Genomic DNA, 22,796 nt, shown 5'->3' with positions numbered 1-22,796 from the left:
GAACCTGGGGTTTGGTGAAACACATGTCATCGGTTGAAACGGAAAACATGATTGTCGGCCTGGATATCGGAACCTCCAAGGTGGTTGCGATTGTCGGCAAGCGCAAGATGGATGGAACGATCGAAGTAGTGGGGATCGGTTCCCACCCGTCCCGCGGCCTCAAGCGTGGTGTGGTGGTGAATATCGAAACCACTGTTCAGGCTATCCAGCGCGCCGTGGAAGAAGCGGAGCTGATGGCGGGGTGCCGGATTCACTCGGTGTATGCCGGCATTGCCGGCAGCCACATCAAGAGCCTGAATTCCCACGGCATCGTGGCCATCCGGGACCGGGAAGTGACCCAGGCGGATATCGACCGGGTGATCGATGCTGCCCAGGCTGTGGCCATTCCGGCGGATCAGAAAATCCTGCATATCCTGCCGCAGGAATTTGTGATCGATAACCAGGAAGGCATCAAGGAGCCTATGGGCATGTCCGGCGTGCGCCTCGAAGCCAAGGTGCACCTGGTTACCTGCGCCGTGAACGCCGCCCAGAACATTGAAAAGTGCGTGGAGCGCTGCGGCCTGGAGGTGGACGACATCATCCTGGAACAGCTGGCCTCGAGCCACGCCATTCTCACCGAAGACGAGAAAGAGCTGGGTGTGTGCGTGGTGGACGTCGGTGGCGGTACCACCGATATCGCCGTGTTTACCGGTGGCGCCATTCGCCATACTGCGGTGATTCCCATCGCCGGCGACCAGGTGACCAACGACATCGCCATGGCCTTGCGTACGCCCACCCAGAACGCAGAAGAGATCAAGATCAAATATGCCTGTGCGCTGACCCAGCTCGCAGGCGCCGACGAAACCATCAAGGTGCCCAGTGTGGGCGATCGCGCACCCCGCGATCTGTCCCGCCAGGCCCTGGCAGAAGTGGTGGAGCCCCGTTACGAGGAGCTGTTCACCCTGGTTCAGTCGGAGCTGCGCCGGTCCGGGTTTGAAGACCTGATTCCGGCCGGCATCGTGATTACCGGCGGTTCTTCCACCATGGAAGGGGTGGTGGAACTGGCCGAAGAAATCTTCCACATGCCGGTCAGGCTTGCCTGTCCGCAGAAAGTCTCCGGCATGACGGAAGTGGTCAACAACCCGATTTACGCCACGGGCGTGGGGTTGCTGATCCATGGCTTCCGGCAAATGGATCTTGGCCGGGCGCCGGCGCTCAAGGGTGAGGATGCACCCTCACTGGTTGAGCGGATGAAAGCCTGGTTTACCGGTCATTTCTGACGGTAGGCCGGGGGTAAGGCACGAAGGTTTCTCGAAAAGCAAAAAACGATCGAAATAGCCGGCCGGGACAGGTCGGAAACCGCACGAAGGAGTAGGGGATATGTTTGAACTCGTTGATAATGTTCAGCAAAACGCAGTAATCAAGGTTGTCGGTGTTGGTGGTGGTGGCGGTAACGCTGTTCGCCACATGCTTAACAGCGACATTGAAGGTGTGGAATTTATCTGCGCCAACACAGACGCCCAGGCACTGAAGAACCTGGACGCCCGCCAGATCATCCAGCTCGGTGGAAACATCACCAAGGGCCTGGGTGCCGGCGCCAACCCGGAAGTCGGTCGCCAGTCTGCGCTGGAAGACCGTGACCGCATTGCCGAGGCCCTGAGCGGCTCAGACATGGTGTTCATCACCGCAGGTATGGGCGGTGGTACCGGTACCGGTGCTGCGCCGATCGTGGCAGAGGTTGCCCGTGAACTGGGTATCCTGACCGTTGCCGTGGTCACCAAGCCGTTCCAGTTCGAAGGCGGCAAGCGCATGAGCGTGGCTGAATCCGGCCTGAAGGAACTGGAAGAGAGCGTTGACTCCCTGATTACCATTCCGAACGAAAAACTGCTGGCGGTCATGGGCAAGAAAACCAGCCTGCTGGACGCCTTTGCCTCCGCCAACGACGTACTGCTTGGCGCTGTGCAGGGTATTGCCGACCTGATTACCCGTAACGGTATGATCAACGTCGACTTTGCCGACGTGAAAACCGTAATGTCCGAAATGGGCATGGCGATGATGGGTACCGGCCGCGCCACCGGCGAGAACCGAGCCCGTGAAGCAGCAGAAGCGGCCGTACGCAGCCCGCTGCTGGAAGATATCAACCTGCAGGGCGCCAAGGGCATCCTGGTTAATATCACTGCCGGTATGGACCTCAACCTGGGTGAGTTCTCCGAGGTGGGCGATATCGTTCGCGAATTCGCGTCTGACTCCGCCACCGTGGTGGTGGGCACCGTGATCGATCCGGAAATGACCGAAGAACTGAAGGTTACTGTGGTTGCGACCGGTCTGGGCGGTGAGCGCGAGAAGCCGACCAAGGTGGTGGATAACACCCGTACCCTGGATGGCAAGACCGACTACAACCAGCTGGACCGCCCGGCGGTGTTGCGTCGTCGCGCGGTAACCCAGGGCAATGTGGCACTGGACCAGAGCAAAGAAAGCGAAGAGCAGGGCGTGGACTATCTCGATATTCCCGCATTCCTTCGCCGGCAGGCTGATTGATAATCTGTCTCAAATATGACGGAGGTCCGGTTTCTGATGTTTCTCCAGGGAACCGAAAGCCTTAGTCAAACGTGAGCTGATTGACCATAGCCGATGACTATTGCAAAAGTTAAGTAAAGTCATGCTGGTTAAATGGTGCTCAGTCTTGAATTCTGATATTCTGCGGGCAGTTTTTTGCTCAGAATATCGAACTTTTGTGACGGAATAATGAACCGATGATCAGACAACGGACACTCAAAAACACCATCCGCGCGACTGGTGTAGGCCTGCACTCAGGGGAAAAGGTTTACCTGACGCTGAAGCCGGCACCTGTCGATGCAGGAATCATCTTCCGCCGCACCGACCTGGACCCGATGGTCGAGATCCGTGCCTGTGCGGAGAATGTGGGTGAGACCATGCTGTCCACGACGCTGGTAAAAGACGGTGTCCGTGTGGCGACGGTTGAGCATTTGCTCTCGGCCATGGCTGGTCTCGGAATCGACAACTGCTATGTCGAACTCAGTGCGGCAGAAGTGCCGATCATGGACGGTTCCGCCGGCCCGTTTGTATTCCTGCTGCAGTCTGCAGGGATCGCCGAGCAGGAAGCCGCCAAGCGCTTCATCCGCATCAAGCGTGAAGTCACCGTGGAAGAAGACGGTAAGAAAGCAACCTTCCTGCCGTTCGAAGGCTTCAAGGTCAGCTTCGGTATCGACTTCGACCATCCGGTGTTCAAGGGTCGCGCCCAGACCGCAACGGTAGACTTCTCTTCCACGTCGTTCGTGAAAGAAGTATCCCGTGCCCGTACTTTCGGCTTTATGCGGGATATCGAGAAGCTGCGGGCCATGAACCTGGCCCTCGGTGGTAGCGTCGACAACGCCATCGTGGTTGACGACTACAAGATCCTGAACGAAGACGGTCTGCGCTACGACGACGAGTTCGTCAAGCACAAGGTACTGGATGCTATCGGCGACCTTTACCTGTTGGGCAACAGCCTGATTGGTGAGTTCCGTGGTATCAAATCAGGTCACGACCTGAACAACAAGCTGCTGCGCAAGCTCAGGGCTGAAGAAGATGCATGGGAAGTGGTGACCTTCGATGACGAAGCCACTGCACCTATCTCTTATATGAAGCCTGTGCTGGCGGTGGGTTAAGGCCGGACGCCTTAATCCCGCACGTGGCTGGCGAGTTTTTCGAGAACCTCGCGCAAAGCTTTATCCTTCGTGTGCCCGGCTTCCTCTTTGAGGAGCCGGGCATTTTCTTGGCTCAAAGGTATTTTTTCGACTTTCTTGCGCGCCCGATATCTGAGCGGGCTGACCTTGATGCGCACCTTCCAGACAAAGCGGAACAGTTCGTTCTCCCGTAATGCCTCCATAATTTCGTGCTGGCGGAAGCGCAATCGCGTGGCCTTGCTGGCGTTATCTGTAGCCAGAACCAGTTCGCCATCCTGGCAACTGACAAATCGGGTGCCTGTCCGAAGTTCTGCGGGTATGGCTTCGAGCACCTGTTGTTCCGCCTGTAAATGCAGTTCCGCCCGGGCCATCAGCTCCTTCAGGGTGGAGGCGGGGGCCGGGCCGCTGTTTGTGCGGAAGATCATTTTTTGATCGGATTTTTCATTCATTGACAGTTTTTGTCTCGACGAGCCCGTTTACGATTGGTTACACTTCGGCACGTTTTTTTGATGGTGCCAGCATTGCTCCCGTTTTACATTGTCGCGAGAGAGTGTGTCCAGCTGGCACTGCGTCTATTCAATACGTAGTTGTTGCAAGGATAGCAGACCCACTCGAAAATTTTCCGGGTCGCAGCACTACAGGGAACAGGTTGCGACTCTTCGATGGCACCGAATGACGATATGAATGTAATTTTCGTTGGCAAACGCCATGGCCAGTCAAAGGCTGTCGCGTTGAATGGCGGTGTTCTGGCCGGGCTGATTTTCCTTGTGCTGGCGCTTATCCTGGCGGCCGGCTGGGCGGGCTATCAGGTAGCCGTTACCAAGGCAGCCGCTGAACAACCGACCGAATCCGAGTTGGTGGCTGAATGGCGTTCAAAGCTGGAGCAGCAGAAGGCCCAGCTTGCCCGTGTTCGGGAAGATGTACAACAGCAGGTCGACGCACTGACCCTTCGCCTGGGCCAGATCCAGGGCCGGATGCTGCGCCTGGATGCGCTCGGCCAGCGCTTTATGGAATCGGGCCTGGTGGCCAGTGATGAATTCAACTTCGACCAGCCGCCGGCGGTGGGTGGTCCGGAAGAACTGGGCCTTGCCGGTGATTCCTACAGTGCCCCGGAGCTGACCGAAATGATTTTCCAGCTGGAGCGTCAGCTGGAAGACCGCGAGAAACAACTGCGCCTGCTGGATAAGGTGTCGTCCCGGCAAAAGCTGGAAGATGAACGCTATGTGCAGGGCCGGCCGATCACCTGGGGCTGGCTGTCTTCCAAGTACGGTTACCGTTCCGATCCGTTCACCGGCAAACGTACCTGGCACGGTGGCGTGGACCTGGCCGGCAAGGACGGCAGCGACATTATTGCCGTGGCCAGTGGTGTGGTCACCTGGGCCGGCGAGCGTTACGGCTATGGCAACCTGGTAGAAGTGGACCACGGCGATGGCCTGGTTACCCGCTACGCCCACGCCAAAACCGTCAAGGTCAAGATCGGCGATGTGGTCCAGAAAGGCCAGGTGGTTGCACTGATGGGCAGCACCGGTCGCTCTACCGGACCGCACGTACATTTCGAAGTTATCCGTAATGGAAAGACCGAAGATCCTGTCAAATATATCCAGCGGGCAAGCCGCTGATATCATTCCCGTGAACCCTGCCTTTTGTCCTGTCGCCAAATAAGGTTAGAATGCCGGCTTCCTCCGTTTAACTGAAGAAGCAGTGGTCTATGTTCTCAAAGCTTGCAACCAAGATGTTCGGCAGTAAAAACGCCAGAGAGATCAAGCGCATGCGCAAGGCGGTCTTGCGCATCAACGACCTTGAAGAACAATTTGGCGGTTTGTCGGATACAGAGCTGCAAGGCAAGACGGCGGAGTTCCGCCGGCGCCTTGAAGAAGGCGAAGCGCTGGATGCGCTGCTTCCCGAAGCCTTTGCCACCGTACGTGAAGCCAGCCGCCGGGTAATGGGCATGCGCCATTACGACGTGCAGCTGATCGGTGGTATGACCCTGCACGAAGGCCGCATCGCCGAGATGAAGACCGGTGAGGGTAAAACCCTGGTGGCTACTGCGTCGGTATACCTCAACGCATTGCCGGGCAAGGGTGTTCACGTTGTTACCGTGAACGATTACCTGGCCAGCCGTGATGCCGAGTGGATGGGCAAGCTGTACCGGTTCCTGGGGCTCACCATCGGCGTAGTGGTTGCCGGCCAGCCGCCGGAAGAAAAGCGCGCGGCCTACCAGGCCGATATTACCTACGGTACCAACAACGAGTTCGGCTTCGATTACCTGCGCGACAACATGGCCTTCAGTATTGAAGACAAGGTCCAGCGCGGGCTGAACTATGCCATCGTGGATGAGGTGGATTCCATCCTGATCGACGAAGCCCGTACCCCGCTGATTATTTCCGGTGCGGCAGAAGATTCCTCCAAGCTGTATCAGGCGGTTAACGGCCTGGTACCGAGCCTGGAAAAAGGTGAGGTAGACGAAGCCGGCGAAGCCAGCGGCGACTTCACCATCGATGAAAAATCCCGTCAGGTGGAGCTGACCGAGAGCGGTCACGAGAAAGTGGAAGAACTGCTGCTGGGCCGTGGCCTGCTGCAGGAAGGTGAAAGCCTGTATTCCGCGGCTAACCTGAGCCTGCTGCACCACGTCCACTCAGCCCTGCGCGCCCACCACCTGTTCCAGAAAGATGTGGATTACATTGTCCAGGGCGGGCAGGTGGTCATTGTTGACGAACACACCGGCCGCACCATGCCGGGCCGCCGCTGGAGCGAAGGCCTTCACCAGGCCATCGAGGCGAAAGAGGGTCTGAAAATCCAGGCCGAGAGCCAGACCCTGGCCTCCACCACCTTCCAGAACTATTTCCGTTTGTACGAGAAGCTTGCGGGCATGACCGGTACCGCCGATACCGAAGCCTTCGAGTTCCGCCAGATCTACGGCCTGGACGTGGTGGTGATTCCACCCAACAAGCCGATCCAGCGGATTGACTACAACGACCTGGTGTACCTGACCCAGGAAGAGAAATTCCACGCCATTATCGACGAGATCAAGGATGTAACCTCCGAAGGTCGCCCGGTACTGGTGGGTACGGCCTCCATCGAGGCGTCTGAATTGCTGTCCATGCTGCTGAAAAAGGCACGGATCGACCACAAGATCCTGAACGCCAAGCAGCACGAGTCTGAAGCTCAGATCATTGCCCAGGCGGGCCGCCCCGGTGCGGTCACCATCGCCACCAATATGGCGGGCCGTGGTACCGATATTGTGCTGGGTGGTAACTGGGAGCACGAAGTGGCCGGCCTGGACAACCCTTCCGAGGAAGAAGTTGCCCGCATCAAGGCCGAGTGGACCGAGCGTCACAACCAGGTGCTGGACGCCGGTGGCCTGCACATTGTCGGTACCGAGCGCCACGAATCCCGCCGTATCGACAACCAGTTGCGGGGCCGTGCCGGCCGTCAGGGCGATCCGGGTTCTTCCCGCTTCTTCCTGTCACTGGAAGATAACCTGATGCGGATCTTTGCCCCGGAGCGGGTGAAGAACCTGATGCAGGCCATGGGCATGAAGAAGGGCGAGGCCATCGAACACCGCATGGTTTCCAACGCCATCGAGAAATCCCAGCGCAAGGTGGAAGGTCGCAACTTCGACATGCGTAAAACCCTGCTGGAATACGATGACGTGGCCAACGACCAGCGTACGGTGATCTATGATCAGCGTAACGAGGTGATGGCCTCCAACGATATTTCCGAGATGGTCGACACCATCCGGGCCGATGTGGTGGATGCCCTGATCAGCGAGTTCATTCCGCCCCAGAGCATGCCGGAGCAGTGGGATGTGGCCGGCCTGGAAGCTCAGCTGCAGTCCGAGATGGCCGTGGACCTTCCGGTTCAGAAGTGGCTGGAAGAAGACAACAAGCTGTACGAGGAGAACCTTCGCCAGAAGATCCTCGACGCGATTGTGGCCGAATACCGCTCCAAGGAAGAAATCGCCGGCGCCGAAGCCATGCGCAAGTTCGAAAAACAGGTGTTCCTGCAGGTGCTCGACACCTTGTGGAAAGAACACCTGTCGAACATGGATCATCTGCGTCGCGGTATTCACCTGCGTGGCTACGCCCAGAAGAACCCGAAGCAGGAATACAAGCGTGAGGCTTTCAACCTGTTCGAGACCATGCTTGATACCATGAAGCGTGATGTTGCCCGGGTGCTGAGCCACGTTCGGGTGCAGAGCCGCGAGGAAATGGAAGAGATCGAGCGCCGTCGCAAGGAAGAGCTGGAGCGGGAAATGGCCCTTGCCAAGCTCCGCCATGACGAAACCAGCGCCGCCCGGGCAGCGGAAGGTGAAGGTGACGGCGAAGACGGCCAGCAAGGCCAGCAGACCACGCCGGATACCTTTGTACGCCAGGAGCGAAAAGTGGGCCGAAACGAGCCCTGCCCCTGCGGATCTGGCAAGAAATACAAACAGTGCTGCGGCAAGGTCAGCTAACCGACCAGCCCGGCACCGAAGCACCAGAACCCGCAAACCGCCAGAGTGCTGGCAGCTTGCGGGTTTTGTCGTTTATTGATCAGGATTATTCAAGGAGACAGGCATGGCGGTAGGTCCAGGAACCTTACCCGAGTTTTTCCCGGTGGCCGGGGTGAAGATTGGCATTGCCAGCGCCGGCATCAAAAAGCCCGGCCGCAAAGACGTCGTGGTGTTCGAGCTGGCACCGGGTGCCCGGGTGGCCGGTATTTTTACCACTAACCAGTTCTGTGCCGCCCCGGTGGTGCTGAGCCGGCGCCACCTGGAGCAGGGTGCTCCCCGTTACCTGCTGATCAACACCGGCAACGCCAATGCCGGTACCGGCGCCCGTGGTATGGCCGATGCCGAACGTTGCTGCGCCGAGCTGGCCGGGCAGGCTGGTGTCCAGACGGCTGACGTTCTGCCGTTCTCGACCGGCGTCATCGGCGAGCCGCTGCCGGTGGACAAGATTGTTGCTGCGTTGCCGGAAGCCCTTTCGGGCAGCCGTGAAGATCGCTGGACGGAAGCTGCCAGCGGCATTATGACCACGGATACCCGGCCCAAGGGTGCCAGCTGCCAGGTGGACCTGGATGGCCACACGGTAACCATATCCGGCATCAGCAAGGGTGCCGGCATGATTCGCCCCAACATGGCGACCATGCTGGGCTTTATCGCTACCGATGCCAATATTGCGCCGGACGTGCTCCAGAGCCTGGCCTCCGAGCTGGGCGAGAAGTCCTTCAACCGGATTACCATCGACAGTGACACCTCCACCAATGATGCCTGCATGCTGGTGGCCACTGGCCAGTACTCCGGCCCGGAAATTACCGCAGACAGCCCGTTGCTGCCCAGGCTGAAGGAAGTCCTGAGGCAGGTCTACCTGGACCTGGCCCATGCCATTGTTCGTGACGGCGAAGGTGCCACCAAGTTTGTCACCATTGACGTAGCCGGCGCCGGTAACCAGCAGGAAGCCCTGGACGTAGCCTATACCGTGGCCCACTCGCCGCTGGTAAAGACCGCCCTGTTTGCGTCAGACCCGAACTGGGGCCGGATCCTGGCGGCCGTAGGCCGGGCCGGTGTACCAGATCTCGACCTGGAAGCGCTGGAAATCTATCTGGGCGATGTCTGCCTGGTACGCAATGGCGGCAGGGCGGATGATTATTCCGAAGCCCGCGGCCAGACAGTAATGGACCAGGAAGAAATTACCATCGCCATTGACCTGAAGCGGGGCGATGTCCACGAAACCGTGTGGACCTGCGACTTCTCCCACGACTATGTGACCATCAATGCCGAATACCGCACCTGAGCCGTCGGCCATGGCAGTGAAGAAACTGATCCATGTCGCGGTAGCGGTAATCGTGCGTGATGGCCGGATACTGATCGCCCGGCGGCCGGAGCACGTACATCAGGGAGGATTGCTGGAATTTCCCGGCGGCAAGGTAGAGTCGGGAGAAACCGTACAGCAGGCCCTGGTGCGGGAAATCGCCGAAGAAACCGGGCTTCGGGTGCCGGCTGAAACGCTGGAGCCGGTGATTGGTATTCGCCATGACTACGGCGACAAGCAAGTGTTCCTGGATGTCTGGCAGACCGCATCGGCGGAAGGCGAAGCCGAGGGCAGGGAAGGTCAGCCGGTGTTCTGGCTGACCCCGGAAGAGCTGCGGGATGAAGACTTTCCTGCGGCGAACCGGCCGATCATCCGGGCCCTGAGACTGCCCCGGACTTTGCACATTACCGGTTCCCTGGCTGGGCCAGGCGAGGGTGAATGCCGGCTCGACCAGGCCCTGCAGCGGGTTACCGACGGCCTGGTAGTGCTAAGGGCGCCGGGGCTGGTTCCGGAGCAGTACCGGCGGCTGGTCTCGATGGCGCTGGCGCGCTGTTCCGGCTCATCGGTCGGGGTAATGCTCCATGGTGGACCAGCCCTGCTTTCGGAATTTACGGAGGCCGACGGCCTGCATTTGCCCTGGCGTGAAGCTGAAAGGCTTTCAGGGCGCCCTGTAGCGGGTAATGTCCGGCTGGGTGTGTCTTGCCATAGTGCAGAGCAACTGCGCCAGGCAGAGCGCCTGGGAGCGGATTACGCGGTGCTGGGGCCGGTGTTGCCCACGGCCAGCCACCCTGGAGAACCAACCCTGGGCTGGGAGGCCTTTGAGCAACTGGTCGCTGCAGCCAGGCTGCCGGTCTACGCACTGGGCGGTATGCAGCCCGGCCACATAGCAAAGGCCAGGGCCCTTGGCGGCCAGGGGATTGCCGGGATCGGTTTCTGGTGGTAACCGGGCCTTGCTGAAATAACCCATTGAATGACTGAGGCGGAAACAATCGTGAGCAAGCTGACTCATCTTGATGATAAGGGCGAAGCCCGGATGGTCGATGTAACCGACAAGGCCGTAACCGAGCGCGAGGCCCGGGCCGAGGCGACTATCCGTATGCAACCGGAAACCCTGCGTATGATCGTGGATGGCGAGCATCCGAAGGGTGACGTACTGGCCACTGCACGAATTGCCGGCATTATGGCGGCCAAGAGGACCCACGACCTGATTCCCCTTTGTCATGCACTGAACCTTACCTCGGTGAAGGTGGAGCTGACCCCGGGGGACGATGGCGCCTCGGTCCATATCCTGACCCGATGCAAGCTCTCCGGCCAGACCGGTGTCGAGATGGAAGCACTGACGGCAGCCAGCATTGCGGCCCTCACCCTGTACGATATGTGCAAGGCGGTGGACAAGGGTATGGAGGTTGATAACGTCCGTTTGCTTGAGAAAAAAGGTGGTCGTTCCGGTCACTGGGTTGCCGGCACTACGCCCGCCTAGTACCACCGTGATAGAATGCCCGCCCCATTTGTCAGAACCACGAGGAATTACAGTGGCTGTTCGTTACATTGAGACCTGCCGTTTGCCCACCCCGTTCGGTGTTTTCGACATGCACGGCTTTGAAGAGCCGGATACCGGCAAGGAGCATGTAGCGCTGACGTTGGGTGATATCAGCTCAGACGAGCCACTGCTGGCCCGTACCCACTCGGAGTGTCTGACCGGTGACGCCCTGTACAGCATGCGCTGTGATTGCGGCTACCAGCTGGAAGAAGCGCTGCGCAGTATTGCCCGGGAAGGCCGTGGCATTCTGTTGTACCTGCGCCAGGAAGGCCGGGGTATCGGCCTGCTGAACAAGATCCGGGCCTACCGGTTGCAGGATGAGGGCGCAGATACGGTCGAGGCGAACGAGCGGCTGGGCTTCGGGGCAGACCTGAGGGATTACAGCATGTGCAAAGACATGCTGGAGCATCTGGGCATTACCAGCCTGAGGCTGATGACCAATAATCCGCGGAAAGTGAAGGCGCTGGAATCTTACGGCATCCGGATTGCCGAGCGGGTGCCTTTGCATGTGGGCCGTAACCCCCATAACGAGCATTACCTGAATACCAAGCAAAGCAAGCTGGGCCACTGGCTTGAGACCCACCAGGACGACGACCTGGCCTGAATAATTGATTGCTGCGGGCAACCCGGGTTGCCCGCGTACCGGTTACCTGGTGGCGGTCAGCCCCGGGTAACCCAGTTGCTCCAGGCGCCGGGCGATGGCCTCGCGAATGCCTGCGGCATTCAGCCCGCACTCTTCCAGCAGTTCCTCGTGCTTGCCGTGCTCCACGAACCGGTCAGGTAGGCCCAGCTGCAGCACCGGCATGGTAACCAGGCTGGCGTTCAGGAATTCGGTCACTGCACTGCCGGCACCACCGGCAACCACGTTCTCTTCCAGGGTCACCAGCAGGTCATGCTGTTCGGCCAGTTCCAGCACCAGGGCTTCGTCCAGCGGTTTAACAAAGCGCATGTCGGCCACGGTGGCATCCAGGGCTTCGGCCGCTTCCAGTGCCGGTGTCAGCAGTGTGCCGAAATTGAGAATGGCCACCCGGCTGCCGTCCCGAACCCGGCGGCCCTTGCCGATGGGCAGCGCCTGCAGCTGTTGCTGGATGTCGGCGCCCGGGCCGGTGCCCCGGGGATAACGCACCGCCGCCGGGCCCTGGAATTCCAGGCCGGTGTGCAGCAGCTGGCGGGTTTCGTTTTCATCCGACGGCGTCATGATCACCATGTTCGGGATGCAACGCAGGTAGCTGATATCGAAGGCGCCGGCGTGGGTGGGGCCGTCTTCGCCCACCAGGCCTGCCCGGTCGATGGCAAACAGCACATCCAGGTTCTGGATGGCCACATCGTGCACCAGCTGATCGTAGCCCCGCTGCAGGAAGGTGGAGTAAATGGCCACCACCGGCTTGGCGCCGTCACAGGCCATACCGGCCGCCAGGGTTACGGCGTGCTGTTCGGCAATGGCAACATCGAAATAGCGCTCCGGGAAGCGTTCGGAGAAGGCCAGCAGGTCTGACCCTTCACACATGGCCGGGGTAATGCCGACAACCCGCTCGTCCTGTTCTGCCGCATCACACAGCCACTGGCCGAAGACGTTGGCGTACTTGGGTTTGGGGGAGGCGGGTTTTACCGGCTCCGGTTTGCTGGCCGGCACCGGTTCGATCTTGTTGATGGCGTGGTAGCCGATCGGATCGGCCTCGGCCGGGGCAAAGCCCTTGCCCTTGGTGGTCACCACGTGCAGGAATTGCGGGCCTTCAAGCTCGCGGATATTTTCCAGTGTTTCCACCAGCAACGGCAGGTCATGGCCATCGATGGGGCCGATGTAGTTGAAGCCCAGCTCTTCAAACAGGGTGCCAGGTGCGATCATGCCCTTGAAGTGCTCTTCGGTCTTCTTGGCCAGCGCCATCAGGTGTGGCGTGCCTTTCAGGACCTTCTTGCTGCTGTCGCGAACCTGGTTGTAGGTGCGGCTGGCCAGCAGCTTGGCAAAGTAGTTGGACAGGCCACCGACGTTGCGGGAGATGGACATGTCGTTGTCGTTCAGGATTACCAGCATGTCGGCATGCAGGTGGCCTGCGTGGTTCAGGGCCTCGAAGGCCATGCCTGCGGTCATGGCGCCATCGCCGATCACGGCAATGCTCTTGCGCCCGGTGTTTTGCATGCGGGCGGCAATGGCCATGCCCAGGGCGGCACTGATAGACGTGCTGGAGTGGCCCACGCCGAAGGTGTCGTATTCACTTTCGGCCCGTTTCGGGAAGCCGGCCAGGCCATCCTTGCGGCGGATGCTGCCCATCTGCTCGCGGCGGCCGGTCAGGATCTTGTGGGGGTAGGCCTGGTGGCCCACATCCCATACCAGCCGGTCTTCAGGCGTGTTGAACACAAAATGCAGAGCCAGGGTCAGTTCCAGAACCCCCAGGCCGGCACCGAAATGCCCACCGGTCTGGCCCACCGACCAGAGCAGGAATGCTCGCAGCTCCCGGGCCAGTTGGGGCAGATCTTCCGGCGGAAGTTCACGCAGCTGGGCCGGAACTTCAATCCGGTCCAGTAGCGGAGTGTTGGGCCGCTGTGACGGGATTTCCCTGAAAATATATGTGTCCTGCATCAGCTCGGGTCTTTGTCGGAAAGATGAATTCTCTGGCGGGCATTATAAGGGAACAGGACAGGCTGTTTCATACTTCCCGGGCCAGTTGTTACAAAAAGGTATGTTGCGGCGATAATCCGGTCAGTGGTTCCGGCTGACCACATAGTCTGCCATGGCCCGCAACGGAGCGGCTTCTTCGCTAAACCCGTCCAGCGCCTGCTTGGATTGGAGCAGCAATGCACCGAGCCGCTCCCGGGCACCATCCAGCCCCAGCAGGGCCGGGTAGGTGGGCTTGGCCTTGGCGGCGTCGGAGCCCTGGCGCTTGCCGATGATTTCAGTGTCGCCCTCGATGTCCAGCAGGTCGTCCTGCACCTGGAATGCCAGGCCAAGGGCGCTGGCGTAATCCGACAAGGCGCTCAGTTGCTGTTCGCTGACCGCCGGAGCGGTCAGGGCGCCCAGCCGCACGCTGGCTTCAATCAGCGCGCCGGTCTTGTGCCGGTGCATGGTTTCCAGCTGTTCGATGTTCAGCGCAAGGCCGACCGATTCAAGGTCAATGGCCTGGCCGCCCACCATGCCCTGATGGCCGCTGGCCCGGGCCAGCTCGGCAATCATGCGAACCCGCTGGGTATCGGATAGTTGCGGGGCATCAGCGAGCAGCGTGAACGCCAGGGTCTGCAGCGCATCGCCGGCCAGGATCGCGGTAGCTTCGTCAAAGGCAATATGGGCTGTAGGCCGCCCCCGGCGCAGGTCGTCGTCATCCATGGCGGGCAGGTCGTCGTGCACCAGCGAATAGGCGTGGATCAGTTCCAGTGAACAGGCCGGTGCCACGGCGGCATCTTCCGGGCTGCCCACAGCCCTGGCGGCGGCCAGGCACAGCGCCGGGCGAATCCGTTTGCCGCCTCCCAGTACGCTGTAGCGCATGGCTTCCTGCAGGCGGTCTGATACCGAGGCCTGCTGGATGCCCTGGGCAAGTTCGTGGTCAATGCGGGTGCGGCAGTGTTCCAGGTAGGCGAGGGCCGGGGAAGTGCTGTCGGTCATCAGTTGCTGTCATCCGCGGAAAAGGGCCGGGTTTCCAGCGAACCATCGCTGTTCTGGACGAGCTGTTCCACCCGTTGCTCGGCGGATTTCAGGGCGCTCTGGCATTCCCGGGTGAGTTTTACGCCCCGCTCGAACGCGGCCAGTGACTGCTCCAGCGACAGCTCGCCTTGCTCCAGGTCGCGAACCAGCTTTTCCAGTTCGTCCAGGGATTTTTCAAAGTCGGCAATGGATGTGCTGTTGTTGCTCTCGCCGGCCATGGGGCCCTCCGGGTCCGGTGTGTCAGAAATTGGGCGGATTATATCAGAGTCCCCGGGCTACCGCTGCCAGCTGAACTGACGTCGCTCAAGGGCGGCGCCGAACGGCCCCCAGGATTGTTCGGTTACGTGGATTTCGCCTTCCCGGGAGACCGTCACCACCGTGGTGGCCCGGGTGCCATAGTGCTCACCGGTGACGAAGGGCGCCGACAGAAATCGCTCGGTTTCGATGCCCACGCCGGTATCCGGCAGTTCGTGGTCCGGGGCCGGGCTGTTGTCCTGCAGCAGGGGAATCAGTTGCTGATGGAGTGCGCCGGCATCGCCGCCGGCCTGTTCGACACAGTGGCCCACGGCGGTGCGCAGGCGCAGCAGCTTCGGCCAGGGCGTCTGCAACAGGTGATTGCTCAGGCCGTACATGCCCCGGAATACCTGCCGGCCGGGATGGGCGTCCCGGTTACTGTAATACCAGCCGCCGGAACCGGCCAGCGACACCAGGTTAAACCCGGCGTAGCGGCCGGGTTCGGAATTCAGATGATGTTGCAATTCCGCCCGTGGCCGGGCCAATGCCAGCAGTGGCAGCTCACCCCGGCTGTGGCGACCGCTTTCGGTACTGCCTTCGCGCACGTTGGTAACCGCAGCCACCTGGCCGTCCGGAGAAATAGCCAGCCAGGTACCGCCGGATTCCAGGTCCCTGCCTGCCAGTACTTTTTGCCCGTGGGAATCTTGCCACCAGTCCATGCCGGCAGTGGGGCGCCGGAAAAATTCATCCCGGTTGGCCGCCACCACCAGCGGGAAGCGGGGATTCTGGCCAACGGCGAAGGCAATCAGGCACATGGTTCAGGCGTTTCCTTTGGTTCGGGAGGCTGCAGATACAGTCAACTATGCGTATCATACCAGCCTGAAATCCTACCGGGACCCTTGAGACTCATGACCCTGTTCGGCGTATTTATTCTGTACCTGCTGCTCGGCGCCCTGGCCGGCACCATGGCGGGCCTGTTCGGCATTGGTGGCGGCCTGGTGATCGTACCTGTGCTGATCTTCAGCTTCGGATTTGTGGGTGTCAGCCCTGAAATCGCTGCGCACCTGGCCATCGGCACATCCCTGGCCACTATTGTGTTCACCTCGATCAGCTCCATCCGAACCCACCACCAGCACCAGGCGGTGCGCTGGGAACTGTTCCGGCCCCTGACTGTGGGTATTGTCGGCGGTGCAGTGGTCGGGGCCTGGACGGCGTCTTTACTGAGCGGGCCGGCCCTGGAAACCATCATCGGTGCCTTCGCTATCCTGGTGGCCCTGAAAATGATCCTGGAAGTGAACCCCAAGCCGGGCCGGGATGTGCCGGGAACAACCGGCCTTGGCGTAGCCGGCGGCTTTATCGGCTGGGCCTCCGCCATTTTCGGGATTGGCGGCGGCACCATATCGGTGCCTTACCTGACCTGGTGTAACGTGAAAATGCAGCAGGCGGTGGGAACCTCCGCCGCCCTTGGCCTGCCTATTGCCCTGGCCGGAGCCACTGCCAACATCTGGACCGGCTGGGGACACCCGGGTTTGCCGGAAATGAGTCTTGGCTTCATATATATGCCGGCCCTGATCGGTATTGTGGTTACCAGCGTGTTCTTTGCCCGCATCGGCGCAAAGCTGGCGCACAAACTCGACGGCCGCCTGCTGAAGCGAATCTTCGCCATCGTCCTGATCATCGTCGGCCTCCGATTCCTGCTGAGCTGAGAGACACTCCATGCTGCAACACCCGCAATTTGACCCGGTGGCCATCGCCATCGGCCCGCTGAAAATTCACTGGTATGGCCTGACCTACCTGCTCGGCTTTGCCGCCGGCTGGTGGCTGGGCCGCCTGCGCACCCGCAAGCCCTGGTCGCCCCTGCACGAAGAACAGGTGGGCGACATGCTGTTCTACCTGGCGCTGGGGGTCATCCTCGGTGGCCGCTTCGGCTACGTGGTGTTCTACAACTTCGACACCTTCCTGGCAGACCCGCTGTGGCTGCTCAGGGTCTGGGAAGGCGGCATGTCGTTCCACGGCGGATTGCTGGGCGTGATGCTGGCCATGTGGTGGTTTGGCCGCAAAACCGGGGCCGGCTTCTGGAAAATTGCGGACTTCGTGGCACCCCTGGTGCCGGTGGGTCTGGGTGCCGGGCGCATCGGCAACTTCATCAACGGCGAACTCTGGGGCAAGCCCACCGACGTGTCCTGGGGCATGGTCTTCCCCCAGGCACCGGACAGCCTGGCGCGGCACCCGTCCCAGCTCTACCAGTTCGCCCTGGAAGGCGTGGTGCTGTTCGCGTTGCTGTGGTGGTTCTCCTCAAAACCCCGCCCGAAAATGGCCGTCTCCGGCCTGTTCCTGGTGGGCTACGGCAGCTTCCGCTTCCTGACCGAATTCGTGCGCCAGCCAGACCCGCAACTGGGCTACCTGGCCTTTGACTGGCTCACCATGGGGCAGGTGCTCTCCACCCCCATGATTGCCGCCGGCGCCGCCCTGATGATCCTCGCTTACCGGAGAAACGCCCAATGAAAGCCTACCTCGACCTGATGCAAGACGTAGTCGACAACGGATTCGACAAAGGCGACCGCACCGGCGTAGGTACCCGCTCGGTATTCGGCCGGCAAATCCGCTTCAACCTGCAGGACGGCTTCCCCCTGGTCACCACCAAGAAAGTGCACCTGCGCAGCATCATCTACGAACTACTGTGGTTCCTGAAAGGCTCCACCGACAACACCTGGCTGGCGGAACGCAAAGTCAGCATCTGGAACGAATGGGCCCTCGAAAACGGCGACCTGGGCCCCATCTACGGCAAACAATGGCGCAGCTGGCAATGCCACGACGGCCGCGTGATTGACCAGATCAGCGAAGTCATCGACCAGATCCGCACCAAACCCAACTCCCGGCGCCTGATCGTCTCCGCCTGGAACCCGGCAGAATTGCCGGACGAGTCCGTTAGCCCTCAGGACAACGTGCGTGAAGGTCGCATGGCACTGGCGCCTTGCCACTGCCTGTTCCAGTTCTACGTAGCCGACGGCAAACTCTCCTGCCAGTTATACCAGCGCAGCGCCGACCTGTTCCTCGGTGTTCCGTTCAACATCGCCAGCTACGCGCTGCTGACCCACATGATCGCCCAGCAGTGTGATCTGGAGGTAGGTGAATTCGTCCACACCTTCGGCGACTGCCACCTGTACAGCAACCACCTGACCGACGACATCGTATTCGAGCAGTTGAAGCGTGAGCCGCGGCCGCTGCCCAAGCTGGTCATCAAGCGTAAACCTGAATCCATCTTCGATTACGAACTGGAAGACTTCGAGTTCGAAGGCTATGAGCCATACCCGGTGATTAAGGCCCCTATAGCAATCTGAGTCCTAAAGACGGCATACGCTCAAGTTGGGGTGCCGGGGACAGGGTAAGGCTTTCCAAAAATTTGCGGAGCCATGGATGGCGGAGCAGAAGCGCCACATGGATGTGCCGCAAGGAGCGTTTTTTGGAAAGCCTTACCCTGTCCCCCGCTAAACCCAAGCAAGCGGTAAGCGGCGGCAGGGCATAATATGAGAGGTACAGAAGCGTGAGAAAGGCACTGATCGTAGCCATGGCCCGAAACCGGGTGATCGGCCGGAATAACCAGCTGCCCTGGTATCTGCCGGGGGATTTGAAGTACTTCAAGCAGGCCACCATGGGCAAGCCCATCATCATGGGGCGGAAAACCTGGGATTCCATTGGCCGGCCGTTGCCCGGGCGCATGAATGTGGTGATATCAAGGAACGCAGACTGGCAGGCACCCGCAGGCACCGTTGCTGCGTCATCACTGGAAGCGGCACTGGTCAAAGCGGAAGCGCAGGCTGAGCTGGAAGGCGGAGACGAAGTAATGATCATCGGCGGCGGCCAGATCTATGCTGAAGCCCTGCCAATGGTCGATCGTATGTACATCACCCAGGTACACGCCGAGGTAGACGGAGATGCGTATTTTCCGGAAGTGAACTGGGATGAGTGGGAAGAAATCGGACGCGAAGACTTCTCCGCGTCAGACAACAATCCTTACGACTACAGCTTCGTAGTCTACCAGCGTAGCCGGTCAAGCTGACCGGCTAGCTGATCAGGCCTCAGCGCGGGGCGCGCTTGGGGCCCTTGGCTGCAGGCTTGCCGCCCTTGCCGGCGGGCTTGCCAGATTTCGGGCCGCTCTTGCGGAAGCCCGGCTTGCCATCCTTGCTGAACTTCTTGCCTGGGGCGCCCTTACGGAAACCACCTTTGCCTGGCGGCGGGCCTTTGCGATCACGGCGGGGTGCGGCAGAAATCTCCGGCAGGGCTTCCGGCTGCTCCAGTGGCAGGGAATCCGGCTGGGAGGCTTCCAGCAGGCAGGCCAGGGCGCCGGCTACGGCCGCCATGTCCATGTCGTTACGCTCGGCAATCTCGTCCAGCAGGGCGATAGCCTTGCCAGAACGGGGATCGTTGGTGAAGCCCAGCAGCTGCTCTTCAAACTGTTCTACCCGCATTTTCTGCAGGGCAGCCGGTGACGGCAGCTGGTACGGTTCCATCGGAGAGTTGGTGGCCCGCTCCAGAGTACGCAGCCAGCTGCGCTCACGCGGAGTGACCAGCAGGATAGCCTTGCCGGTACGGCCGGCACGACCGGTACGACCAACACGGTGAATATACGCTTCAGTGTCGTAGGGCACATCGTAGTTGATAACGTGGGTAATCCGGGGCACGTCCAGGCCACGAGCCGCTACGTCGGTGGCAATGATGATGTCTTTCTTGCCACGCTTGAGATCTTCAACGGTCTGCTCGCGCTGGCGCTGGTTCAGGTCACCGCTCAGGGGTGCCACAGCGTGGCCACGGGCTGACAGCTTTTCAGCCAGCAGGGTGGTTTCGGCCTTGGTGCGCACAAAGATAATGGAGGCATCGAACGGCTCCACTTCCAGGATGCGGGTCAGGGCATCCAGCTTGCGCTCGGCATACACCGGCAGAACGAACTGGGAGATACGCTCAACCGTGCGGGTCTCGCTCTCGATTTTTACTTCAGTCGCGTTCTTCAGGTAGGTCTGCGCAACTTTCTTGATCTGCGGCGGCATGGTGGCCGAGAACAGGGCGCGCTGACAGGTATCCGGGGTTTTCGACAGAATCGCTTCTACGTCGTCGATAAAGCCCATGCGCAGCATTTCGTCGGCTTCATCCAGCACCAGTGCCTTCAGGCTGCCCAGTTTCAGGGTGCCTTTGCGCAGGTGGTCGAGCATCCGGCCCGGGGTGCCGACAATAACCTGGGCGCCACGCTTGAGGCCGCGAATCTGCGGAGCAAAGTCCTGGCCGCCGTAAATGGGCAGTACATGGAAGTTGCGGAACTTGCTGGCGTAGGTCGTGAAGGCCTCTGCCACCTGGATGGCCAGCTCTCGTGTCGGAGCCAGTACCAGGATCTGGGGTTCAGCAATGTTGGCGTCGATGCGGCTCAGCAGCGGCAGGGCAAAGGCTGCGGTCTTGCCGGTACCGGTCTGGGCAACGCCCAACAGGTGGTTACCGGCCAGGAGGGCAGGGATGGATTGCGCCTGGATGGGCGACGGAGTTTCATAGCCAACAGCGGAAACGGCTTCCAGTACAGCTGGATCCAGCCCCAGTTCGGCAAAAGACAATTCTGACATGAATGTACTCGGTATTCGGAGGGTATTGCACCGCAGGGCAGTGCGTGATTTTGAAACATTATAGTCGTTTTGTCGCTGCTTTAATATGAATAATGCCGGTTTGGTGGTAGGTAGTTGCCGGGGCAAGGTTATTGCGGGCGTGTTGCGATTGGTGCAGTCTATGAGGTTTGCATACTAACCAACTGGAAAATAAGCCTATGACCTTTGATCAGCTGCTGGCCGAAGTACGCCAGGATGGCACAGTGACCCTTCCTTCTGACTGGGCTCAGGGGCGCGCCACGTTTGGCGGCCTGGTTGCGGCCCTCGCATTTGATGTGATGGCAGCAAAGGTAGCGGAAGGCCGGGCTATGAGAGCCCTGCAGGTATCCTTTGTCGGGCCGGTGGAGCCCGGCGTGCCGGCGCAGTTCGAGGCCGAACTGTTGCGCGAAGGCAAGGCCGTTTCGCAAGTACAGGGGCGGATTCTGCAGAATGGCGAGCCTCGCCTGGTCTGCCTGGCCAGCTTCGGCGGAGACCGGGAATCCGCCATTCAGGTGGAGCCGCTTCCGGCGCCCGAAGCCAGGCCGGTCGACCAGTGTCAGGGGCTGCCCTACATCAAGGGTATGACTCCGGAGTTCACCCAGCACATCGAGATGCGCTGGGCGTTCGGCAATTTGCCGTTTTCCGGTAAGGGTGGCCGTGAAATGGGCGGCTGGATGCAGTTCCGGGAAACTCCGGAAGTGTTCACAGATGCCCACATTGTTGCGCTGGTAGATGCCTGGCCACCGGCGGTACTGCCGCACCTGAAAGATCGTGCGCCGGCCAGTTCCCTGAGCTGGGCGCTGGAAATTGTGCATCCCCGGCCGGTGATCAATCCCGGTGACTGGCTGCTGTACCGGGCCACCATTGACCAGGCGGGAGCGGGTTACGGCCACACCCATGCCGGTATCTGGACTGCCAGCGGAGAGCTGGTGGCGCTGAGCCGGCAGACGGTTACCGTGTTCGGATAAGCCAGGAGTGGGCGTCAGGCGGCCATCTCGGCCTTCAGGGCGTCCAGTATCACCCGGGCAAACTGGCGGGGTGAATCTTCCTGCAGGAAGTGACCGCCACTGAGGGTAATGTGGGGCTGGCCGAAGGCGCCGGGAATGCGGCGCTGCATCAGCCGGTCTCCGCCCCGGGTAATCGGGTCACTGCTGCTGAAGCAGGTAATAAACGGCTTGCGCCATTTTTCCAGTATCCGCCAGGCTTCCCGGTTCGCTGCGCTGGATGGATCCGAGGGCGAGGTGGGCACCAGTTTCGGAAAGGCCCGTGCCCCGGCTTTGTGGCGGGCGTCCGGAAAGGGGGCTTCGTAGGCGGCCAGTTCGCCGCTGGACAGGGTTCTCTCGGTACCCAGCTGGATGATCCGTGCTACGGGAAACCAGGGGCTGTGGCTGGCAAAGGCTTTCCACAGGCGAAAAACAGACGGTACCGGTGAGTCTCCGGTGGGCAGCATTCCGTTACCGACAATAATGCGGCTGAAGCGCCGGTGGTTTTCTGCAGCCAGTCGCAAGCCCAGCAGTGAGCCCCAGTTCTGGCATACCAGCGTGATATTCCACAGGTCCAGCTCTTCGACCCATCGGGTCAGCCAGTTTACGTGGTTGTCCGAGGTGTAGTCTGCGGTGTCGACGGGTTTGTCCGATTTTCCGAAACCGACGAGGTCCGGCGCCAGTACCCGGTGCCCGGCATCGGCGACCACGGGGATCATGTGCCGGTACAGGTACGACCAGGAAGGCTCACCGTGCAGCATCACCACCGGTGCCGCACTTTTCGGGCCTTCATCCACGAAGTGCATTCGCAGGCCCGGTTCGACATCCAGATAGTTGGGGGAGAAAGGGTAATCCGGGAGGCCTGCGAAGCGGGCTTCGTCAGTTCTCAGAATACGCATGCCATCGACTGTCCTGACTGATAGGTTGCGCGATTGTCGCGGTGACAATGTTCAGTCTTCAGGATAATGCAGATGGAATGTTGCTGTGTTTGAGTTCGGTAACAGAGCGTTGCGGCTTTGAATCAGGACGCAATATCGAACAGGCGCTCGGGGTTGTCGACCTGCGCGAGGGCTTCGTCACAGCAGTTGACGGCGCCGCAGTCGTCGGCCGAGCACAGGCCGATGGTGTCGCAGCAGATGTCCCGGTGGTTGTCGCCCTGGTTCCGGAAAATCCGGGCCCGGGACAGTATCGAGCGGCAATGTCCGCACAGCAGCGTGGGTACTGCGCTTCTTTCTGCCAGAAAGGCATTGAAGTGTTGATGTTGTGTCATAAGAATTCCTCCTGATCTACCTACCATAGGGACGCTTTGTGACAATTCAAA

The 22,796-nt window shown here is 60.4% G+C and carries 22 protein-coding genes; 14 read left to right on the top strand and 8 right to left on the bottom strand.

Going from position 1 to position 22,796, the window contains the following annotated elements:
- Positions 1-23 precede the first annotated feature (23 nt).
- From ftsA to lpxC, 3 genes are all read left to right on the top strand, one after another.
- Positions 24-1,259 carry a cell division protein FtsA gene (ftsA, locus tag AQ621_RS04300; protein ID WP_022988688.1) on the top strand — a complete coding sequence of 412 codons (1,236 nt, stop codon included), beginning with the start codon at positions 24-26 and terminating at the stop codon, positions 1,257-1,259.
- Between the two features lie 100 nt (positions 1,260-1,359).
- Positions 1,360-2,517, top strand: coding sequence for a cell division protein FtsZ (gene ftsZ, locus AQ621_RS04295; protein WP_022988689.1), 1,158 nt, complete (start codon positions 1,360-1,362; stop codon positions 2,515-2,517).
- 215 nt (positions 2,518-2,732) lie between these two features.
- Positions 2,733-3,647, top strand: coding sequence for a UDP-3-O-acyl-N-acetylglucosamine deacetylase (lpxC, locus tag AQ621_RS04290; protein WP_022988690.1), 915 nt, complete (start codon positions 2,733-2,735; stop codon positions 3,645-3,647).
- 11 nt (positions 3,648-3,658) lie between these two features.
- Here lpxC and AQ621_RS04285 read toward each other — a convergent pair whose 3' ends face one another.
- Positions 3,659-4,114 carry a DUF721 domain-containing protein gene (locus tag AQ621_RS04285; protein WP_058340406.1) on the bottom strand — a complete coding sequence of 152 codons (456 nt, stop codon included), beginning with the start codon at positions 4,112-4,114 and terminating at the stop codon, positions 3,659-3,661.
- Positions 4,115-4,345: 231 nt separating this feature from the next.
- On the opposite strand from AQ621_RS04285, the gene AQ621_RS04280 reads away from it, so the two are divergent.
- From AQ621_RS04280 to ribA, 6 genes are all read left to right on the top strand, one after another.
- Positions 4,346-5,284 carry a M23 family metallopeptidase gene (locus AQ621_RS04280; RefSeq protein ID WP_227508223.1) on the top strand — a complete coding sequence of 313 codons (939 nt, stop codon included), beginning with the start codon at positions 4,346-4,348 and terminating at the stop codon, positions 5,282-5,284.
- An 89-nt stretch (positions 5,285-5,373) separates the two neighbouring features.
- On the top strand, positions 5,374-8,121 hold the full coding sequence (gene secA, locus AQ621_RS04275) for a preprotein translocase subunit SecA (RefSeq protein WP_058340404.1): 2,748 nt from the start codon (positions 5,374-5,376) through the stop codon (positions 8,119-8,121).
- Between the two features lie 103 nt (positions 8,122-8,224).
- Positions 8,225-9,442 (top strand): bifunctional glutamate N-acetyltransferase/amino-acid acetyltransferase ArgJ, encoded by a 1,218-nt coding sequence (gene argJ / locus AQ621_RS04270; protein ID WP_058340403.1) that lies wholly within the window; start codon positions 8,225-8,227, stop codon positions 9,440-9,442.
- Positions 9,423-10,403: a Nudix family hydrolase gene (locus AQ621_RS04265; protein ID WP_145840243.1), complete on the top strand. Its 981-nt coding sequence runs from the start codon at positions 9,423-9,425 to the stop codon at positions 10,401-10,403. The genes argJ and AQ621_RS04265 overlap by 20 nt, the downstream gene beginning before the upstream one ends.
- A gap of 48 nt (positions 10,404-10,451) precedes the next feature.
- Positions 10,452-10,940, top strand: coding sequence for a cyclic pyranopterin monophosphate synthase MoaC (gene moaC, locus AQ621_RS04260; RefSeq protein WP_058340456.1), 489 nt, complete (start codon positions 10,452-10,454; stop codon positions 10,938-10,940).
- 52 nt (positions 10,941-10,992) lie between these two features.
- The gene (gene ribA, locus AQ621_RS04255; protein WP_022988697.1) at positions 10,993-11,604 is read left to right on the top strand and encodes a GTP cyclohydrolase II; all 612 of its coding nucleotides are present in this window, start codon (positions 10,993-10,995) and stop codon (positions 11,602-11,604) included.
- 42 nt (positions 11,605-11,646) lie between these two features.
- On the opposite strand, the gene dxs is transcribed toward ribA, so the two are convergent.
- The 4 genes from dxs to AQ621_RS04235 all read right to left on the bottom strand — a co-directional run bounded on the left by dxs (position 11,647) and on the right by AQ621_RS04235 (position 15,683).
- On the bottom strand, positions 11,647-13,578 hold the full coding sequence (gene dxs, locus AQ621_RS04250) for a 1-deoxy-D-xylulose-5-phosphate synthase (RefSeq protein ID WP_058340401.1): 1,932 nt from the start codon (positions 13,576-13,578) through the stop codon (positions 11,647-11,649).
- 120 nt (positions 13,579-13,698) lie between these two features.
- On the bottom strand, positions 13,699-14,595 hold the full coding sequence (gene ispA, locus AQ621_RS04245) for a (2E,6E)-farnesyl diphosphate synthase (RefSeq protein ID WP_058340400.1): 897 nt from the start codon (positions 14,593-14,595) through the stop codon (positions 13,699-13,701).
- Entirely contained in the window at positions 14,595-14,852 is a 258-nt protein-coding gene (locus AQ621_RS04240) for an exodeoxyribonuclease VII small subunit (protein WP_022988700.1), read from the bottom strand. Before AQ621_RS04240 ends, ispA begins: the two co-directional genes overlap by 1 nt.
- 57 nt (positions 14,853-14,909) lie before the next feature.
- Positions 14,910-15,683, bottom strand: coding sequence for an NRDE family protein (locus tag AQ621_RS04235; RefSeq protein ID WP_058340399.1), 774 nt, complete (start codon positions 15,681-15,683; stop codon positions 14,910-14,912).
- Positions 15,684-15,776: 93 nt separating this feature from the next.
- On the opposite strand from AQ621_RS04235, the gene AQ621_RS04230 reads away from it, so the two are divergent.
- The 4 genes from AQ621_RS04230 (at position 15,777) to AQ621_RS04215 (ending at position 18,928) form a co-directional block, all read left to right on the top strand.
- Complete coding sequence (locus AQ621_RS04230) at positions 15,777-16,574, top strand: sulfite exporter TauE/SafE family protein (RefSeq protein WP_058340398.1); 798 nt, start codon at positions 15,777-15,779, stop codon at positions 16,572-16,574.
- Positions 16,575-16,584: 10 nt separating this feature from the next.
- On the top strand, positions 16,585-17,373 hold the full coding sequence (gene lgt / locus AQ621_RS04225) for a prolipoprotein diacylglyceryl transferase (protein WP_022988703.1): 789 nt from the start codon (positions 16,585-16,587) through the stop codon (positions 17,371-17,373).
- Entirely contained in the window at positions 17,370-18,209 is an 840-nt protein-coding gene (locus tag AQ621_RS04220) for a thymidylate synthase (RefSeq protein ID WP_058340397.1), read from the top strand. Before lgt ends, AQ621_RS04220 begins: the two co-directional genes overlap by 4 nt.
- Before the next feature lie 203 nt (positions 18,210-18,412).
- Positions 18,413-18,928 carry a dihydrofolate reductase gene (locus tag AQ621_RS04215; protein WP_058340396.1) on the top strand — a complete coding sequence of 172 codons (516 nt, stop codon included), beginning with the start codon at positions 18,413-18,415 and terminating at the stop codon, positions 18,926-18,928.
- 19 nt (positions 18,929-18,947) lie between these two features.
- On the opposite strand, the gene AQ621_RS04210 is transcribed toward AQ621_RS04215, so the two are convergent.
- Entirely contained in the window at positions 18,948-20,474 is a 1,527-nt protein-coding gene (locus tag AQ621_RS04210) for a DEAD/DEAH box helicase (protein ID WP_058340395.1), read from the bottom strand.
- 197 nt (positions 20,475-20,671) lie between these two features.
- Here AQ621_RS04210 and AQ621_RS04205 point away from each other — a divergent pair, with 197 nt between their 5' ends.
- Positions 20,672-21,460, top strand: coding sequence for an acyl-CoA thioesterase (locus AQ621_RS04205; protein ID WP_058340394.1), 789 nt, complete (start codon positions 20,672-20,674; stop codon positions 21,458-21,460).
- A gap of 14 nt (positions 21,461-21,474) precedes the next feature.
- Here AQ621_RS04205 and AQ621_RS04200 read toward each other — a convergent pair whose 3' ends face one another.
- Together AQ621_RS04200 and AQ621_RS04195 are read right to left on the bottom strand one after the other, a co-directional pair.
- Positions 21,475-22,374, bottom strand: coding sequence for a haloalkane dehalogenase (locus AQ621_RS04200; protein ID WP_058340393.1), 900 nt, complete (start codon positions 22,372-22,374; stop codon positions 21,475-21,477).
- 122 nt (positions 22,375-22,496) lie between these two features.
- Positions 22,497-22,745, bottom strand: coding sequence for a hypothetical protein (locus tag AQ621_RS04195; protein WP_058340392.1), 249 nt, complete (start codon positions 22,743-22,745; stop codon positions 22,497-22,499).
- Between the last annotated feature and the right edge of the window lie 51 nt (positions 22,746-22,796).

It is taken from the genome of Marinobacter sp. P4B1 (assembly GCF_001447135.1).
Lineage (GTDB): Bacteria > Pseudomonadota > Gammaproteobacteria > Pseudomonadales > Oleiphilaceae > Marinobacter > Marinobacter vinifirmus.
Note: the sequence above shows the minus strand (reverse complement) of the source record. Positions and strands in the feature narration are given on the sequence as shown.

What these genes read in the sequence shown, in the direction of transcription:
- AQ621_RS04230 (WP_058340398.1), top strand. Translation starts at nt 15,777, where the DNA reads ATGACCCTGTTCGGCGTATTTATTCTGTACCTGCTGCTCGGCGCCCTG.
- ftsZ (WP_022988689.1), top strand. Translation starts at nt 1,360, where the DNA reads ATGTTTGAACTCGTTGATAATGTTCAGCAAAACGCAGTAATCAAGGTT.
- AQ621_RS04220 (WP_058340397.1), top strand. Translation starts at nt 17,370, where the DNA reads ATGAAAGCCTACCTCGACCTGATGCAAGACGTAGTCGACAACGGATTC.
- AQ621_RS04205 (WP_058340394.1), top strand. Translation starts at nt 20,672, where the DNA reads ATGACCTTTGATCAGCTGCTGGCCGAAGTACGCCAGGATGGCACAGTG.
- lgt (WP_022988703.1), top strand. Translation starts at nt 16,585, where the DNA reads ATGCTGCAACACCCGCAATTTGACCCGGTGGCCATCGCCATCGGCCCG.
- AQ621_RS04195 (WP_058340392.1), bottom strand. Translation starts at nt 22,745, where the DNA reads ATGACACAACATCAACACTTCAATGCCTTTCTGGCAGAAAGAAGCGCA.
- AQ621_RS04240 (WP_022988700.1), bottom strand. Translation starts at nt 14,852, where the DNA reads ATGGCCGGCGAGAGCAACAACAGCACATCCATTGCCGACTTTGAAAAA.
- lpxC (WP_022988690.1), top strand. Translation starts at nt 2,733, where the DNA reads ATGATCAGACAACGGACACTCAAAAACACCATCCGCGCGACTGGTGTA.
- ftsA (WP_022988688.1), top strand. Translation starts at nt 24, where the DNA reads ATGTCATCGGTTGAAACGGAAAACATGATTGTCGGCCTGGATATCGGA.
- AQ621_RS04210 (WP_058340395.1), bottom strand. Translation starts at nt 20,474, where the DNA reads ATGTCAGAATTGTCTTTTGCCGAACTGGGGCTGGATCCAGCTGTACTG.
- AQ621_RS04235 (WP_058340399.1), bottom strand. Translation starts at nt 15,683, where the DNA reads ATGTGCCTGATTGCCTTCGCCGTTGGCCAGAATCCCCGCTTCCCGCTG.
- ispA (WP_058340400.1), bottom strand. Translation starts at nt 14,595, where the DNA reads ATGACCGACAGCACTTCCCCGGCCCTCGCCTACCTGGAACACTGCCGC.
- AQ621_RS04265 (WP_145840243.1), top strand. Translation starts at nt 9,423, where the DNA reads ATGCCGAATACCGCACCTGAGCCGTCGGCCATGGCAGTGAAGAAACTG.
- secA (WP_058340404.1), top strand. Translation starts at nt 5,374, where the DNA reads ATGTTCTCAAAGCTTGCAACCAAGATGTTCGGCAGTAAAAACGCCAGA.
- argJ (WP_058340403.1), top strand. Translation starts at nt 8,225, where the DNA reads ATGGCGGTAGGTCCAGGAACCTTACCCGAGTTTTTCCCGGTGGCCGGG.
- AQ621_RS04280 (WP_227508223.1), top strand. Translation starts at nt 4,346, where the DNA reads ATGAATGTAATTTTCGTTGGCAAACGCCATGGCCAGTCAAAGGCTGTC.
- AQ621_RS04200 (WP_058340393.1), bottom strand. Translation starts at nt 22,374, where the DNA reads ATGCGTATTCTGAGAACTGACGAAGCCCGCTTCGCAGGCCTCCCGGAT.
- AQ621_RS04285 (WP_058340406.1), bottom strand. Translation starts at nt 4,114, where the DNA reads ATGAATGAAAAATCCGATCAAAAAATGATCTTCCGCACAAACAGCGGC.
- dxs (WP_058340401.1), bottom strand. Translation starts at nt 13,578, where the DNA reads ATGCAGGACACATATATTTTCAGGGAAATCCCGTCACAGCGGCCCAAC.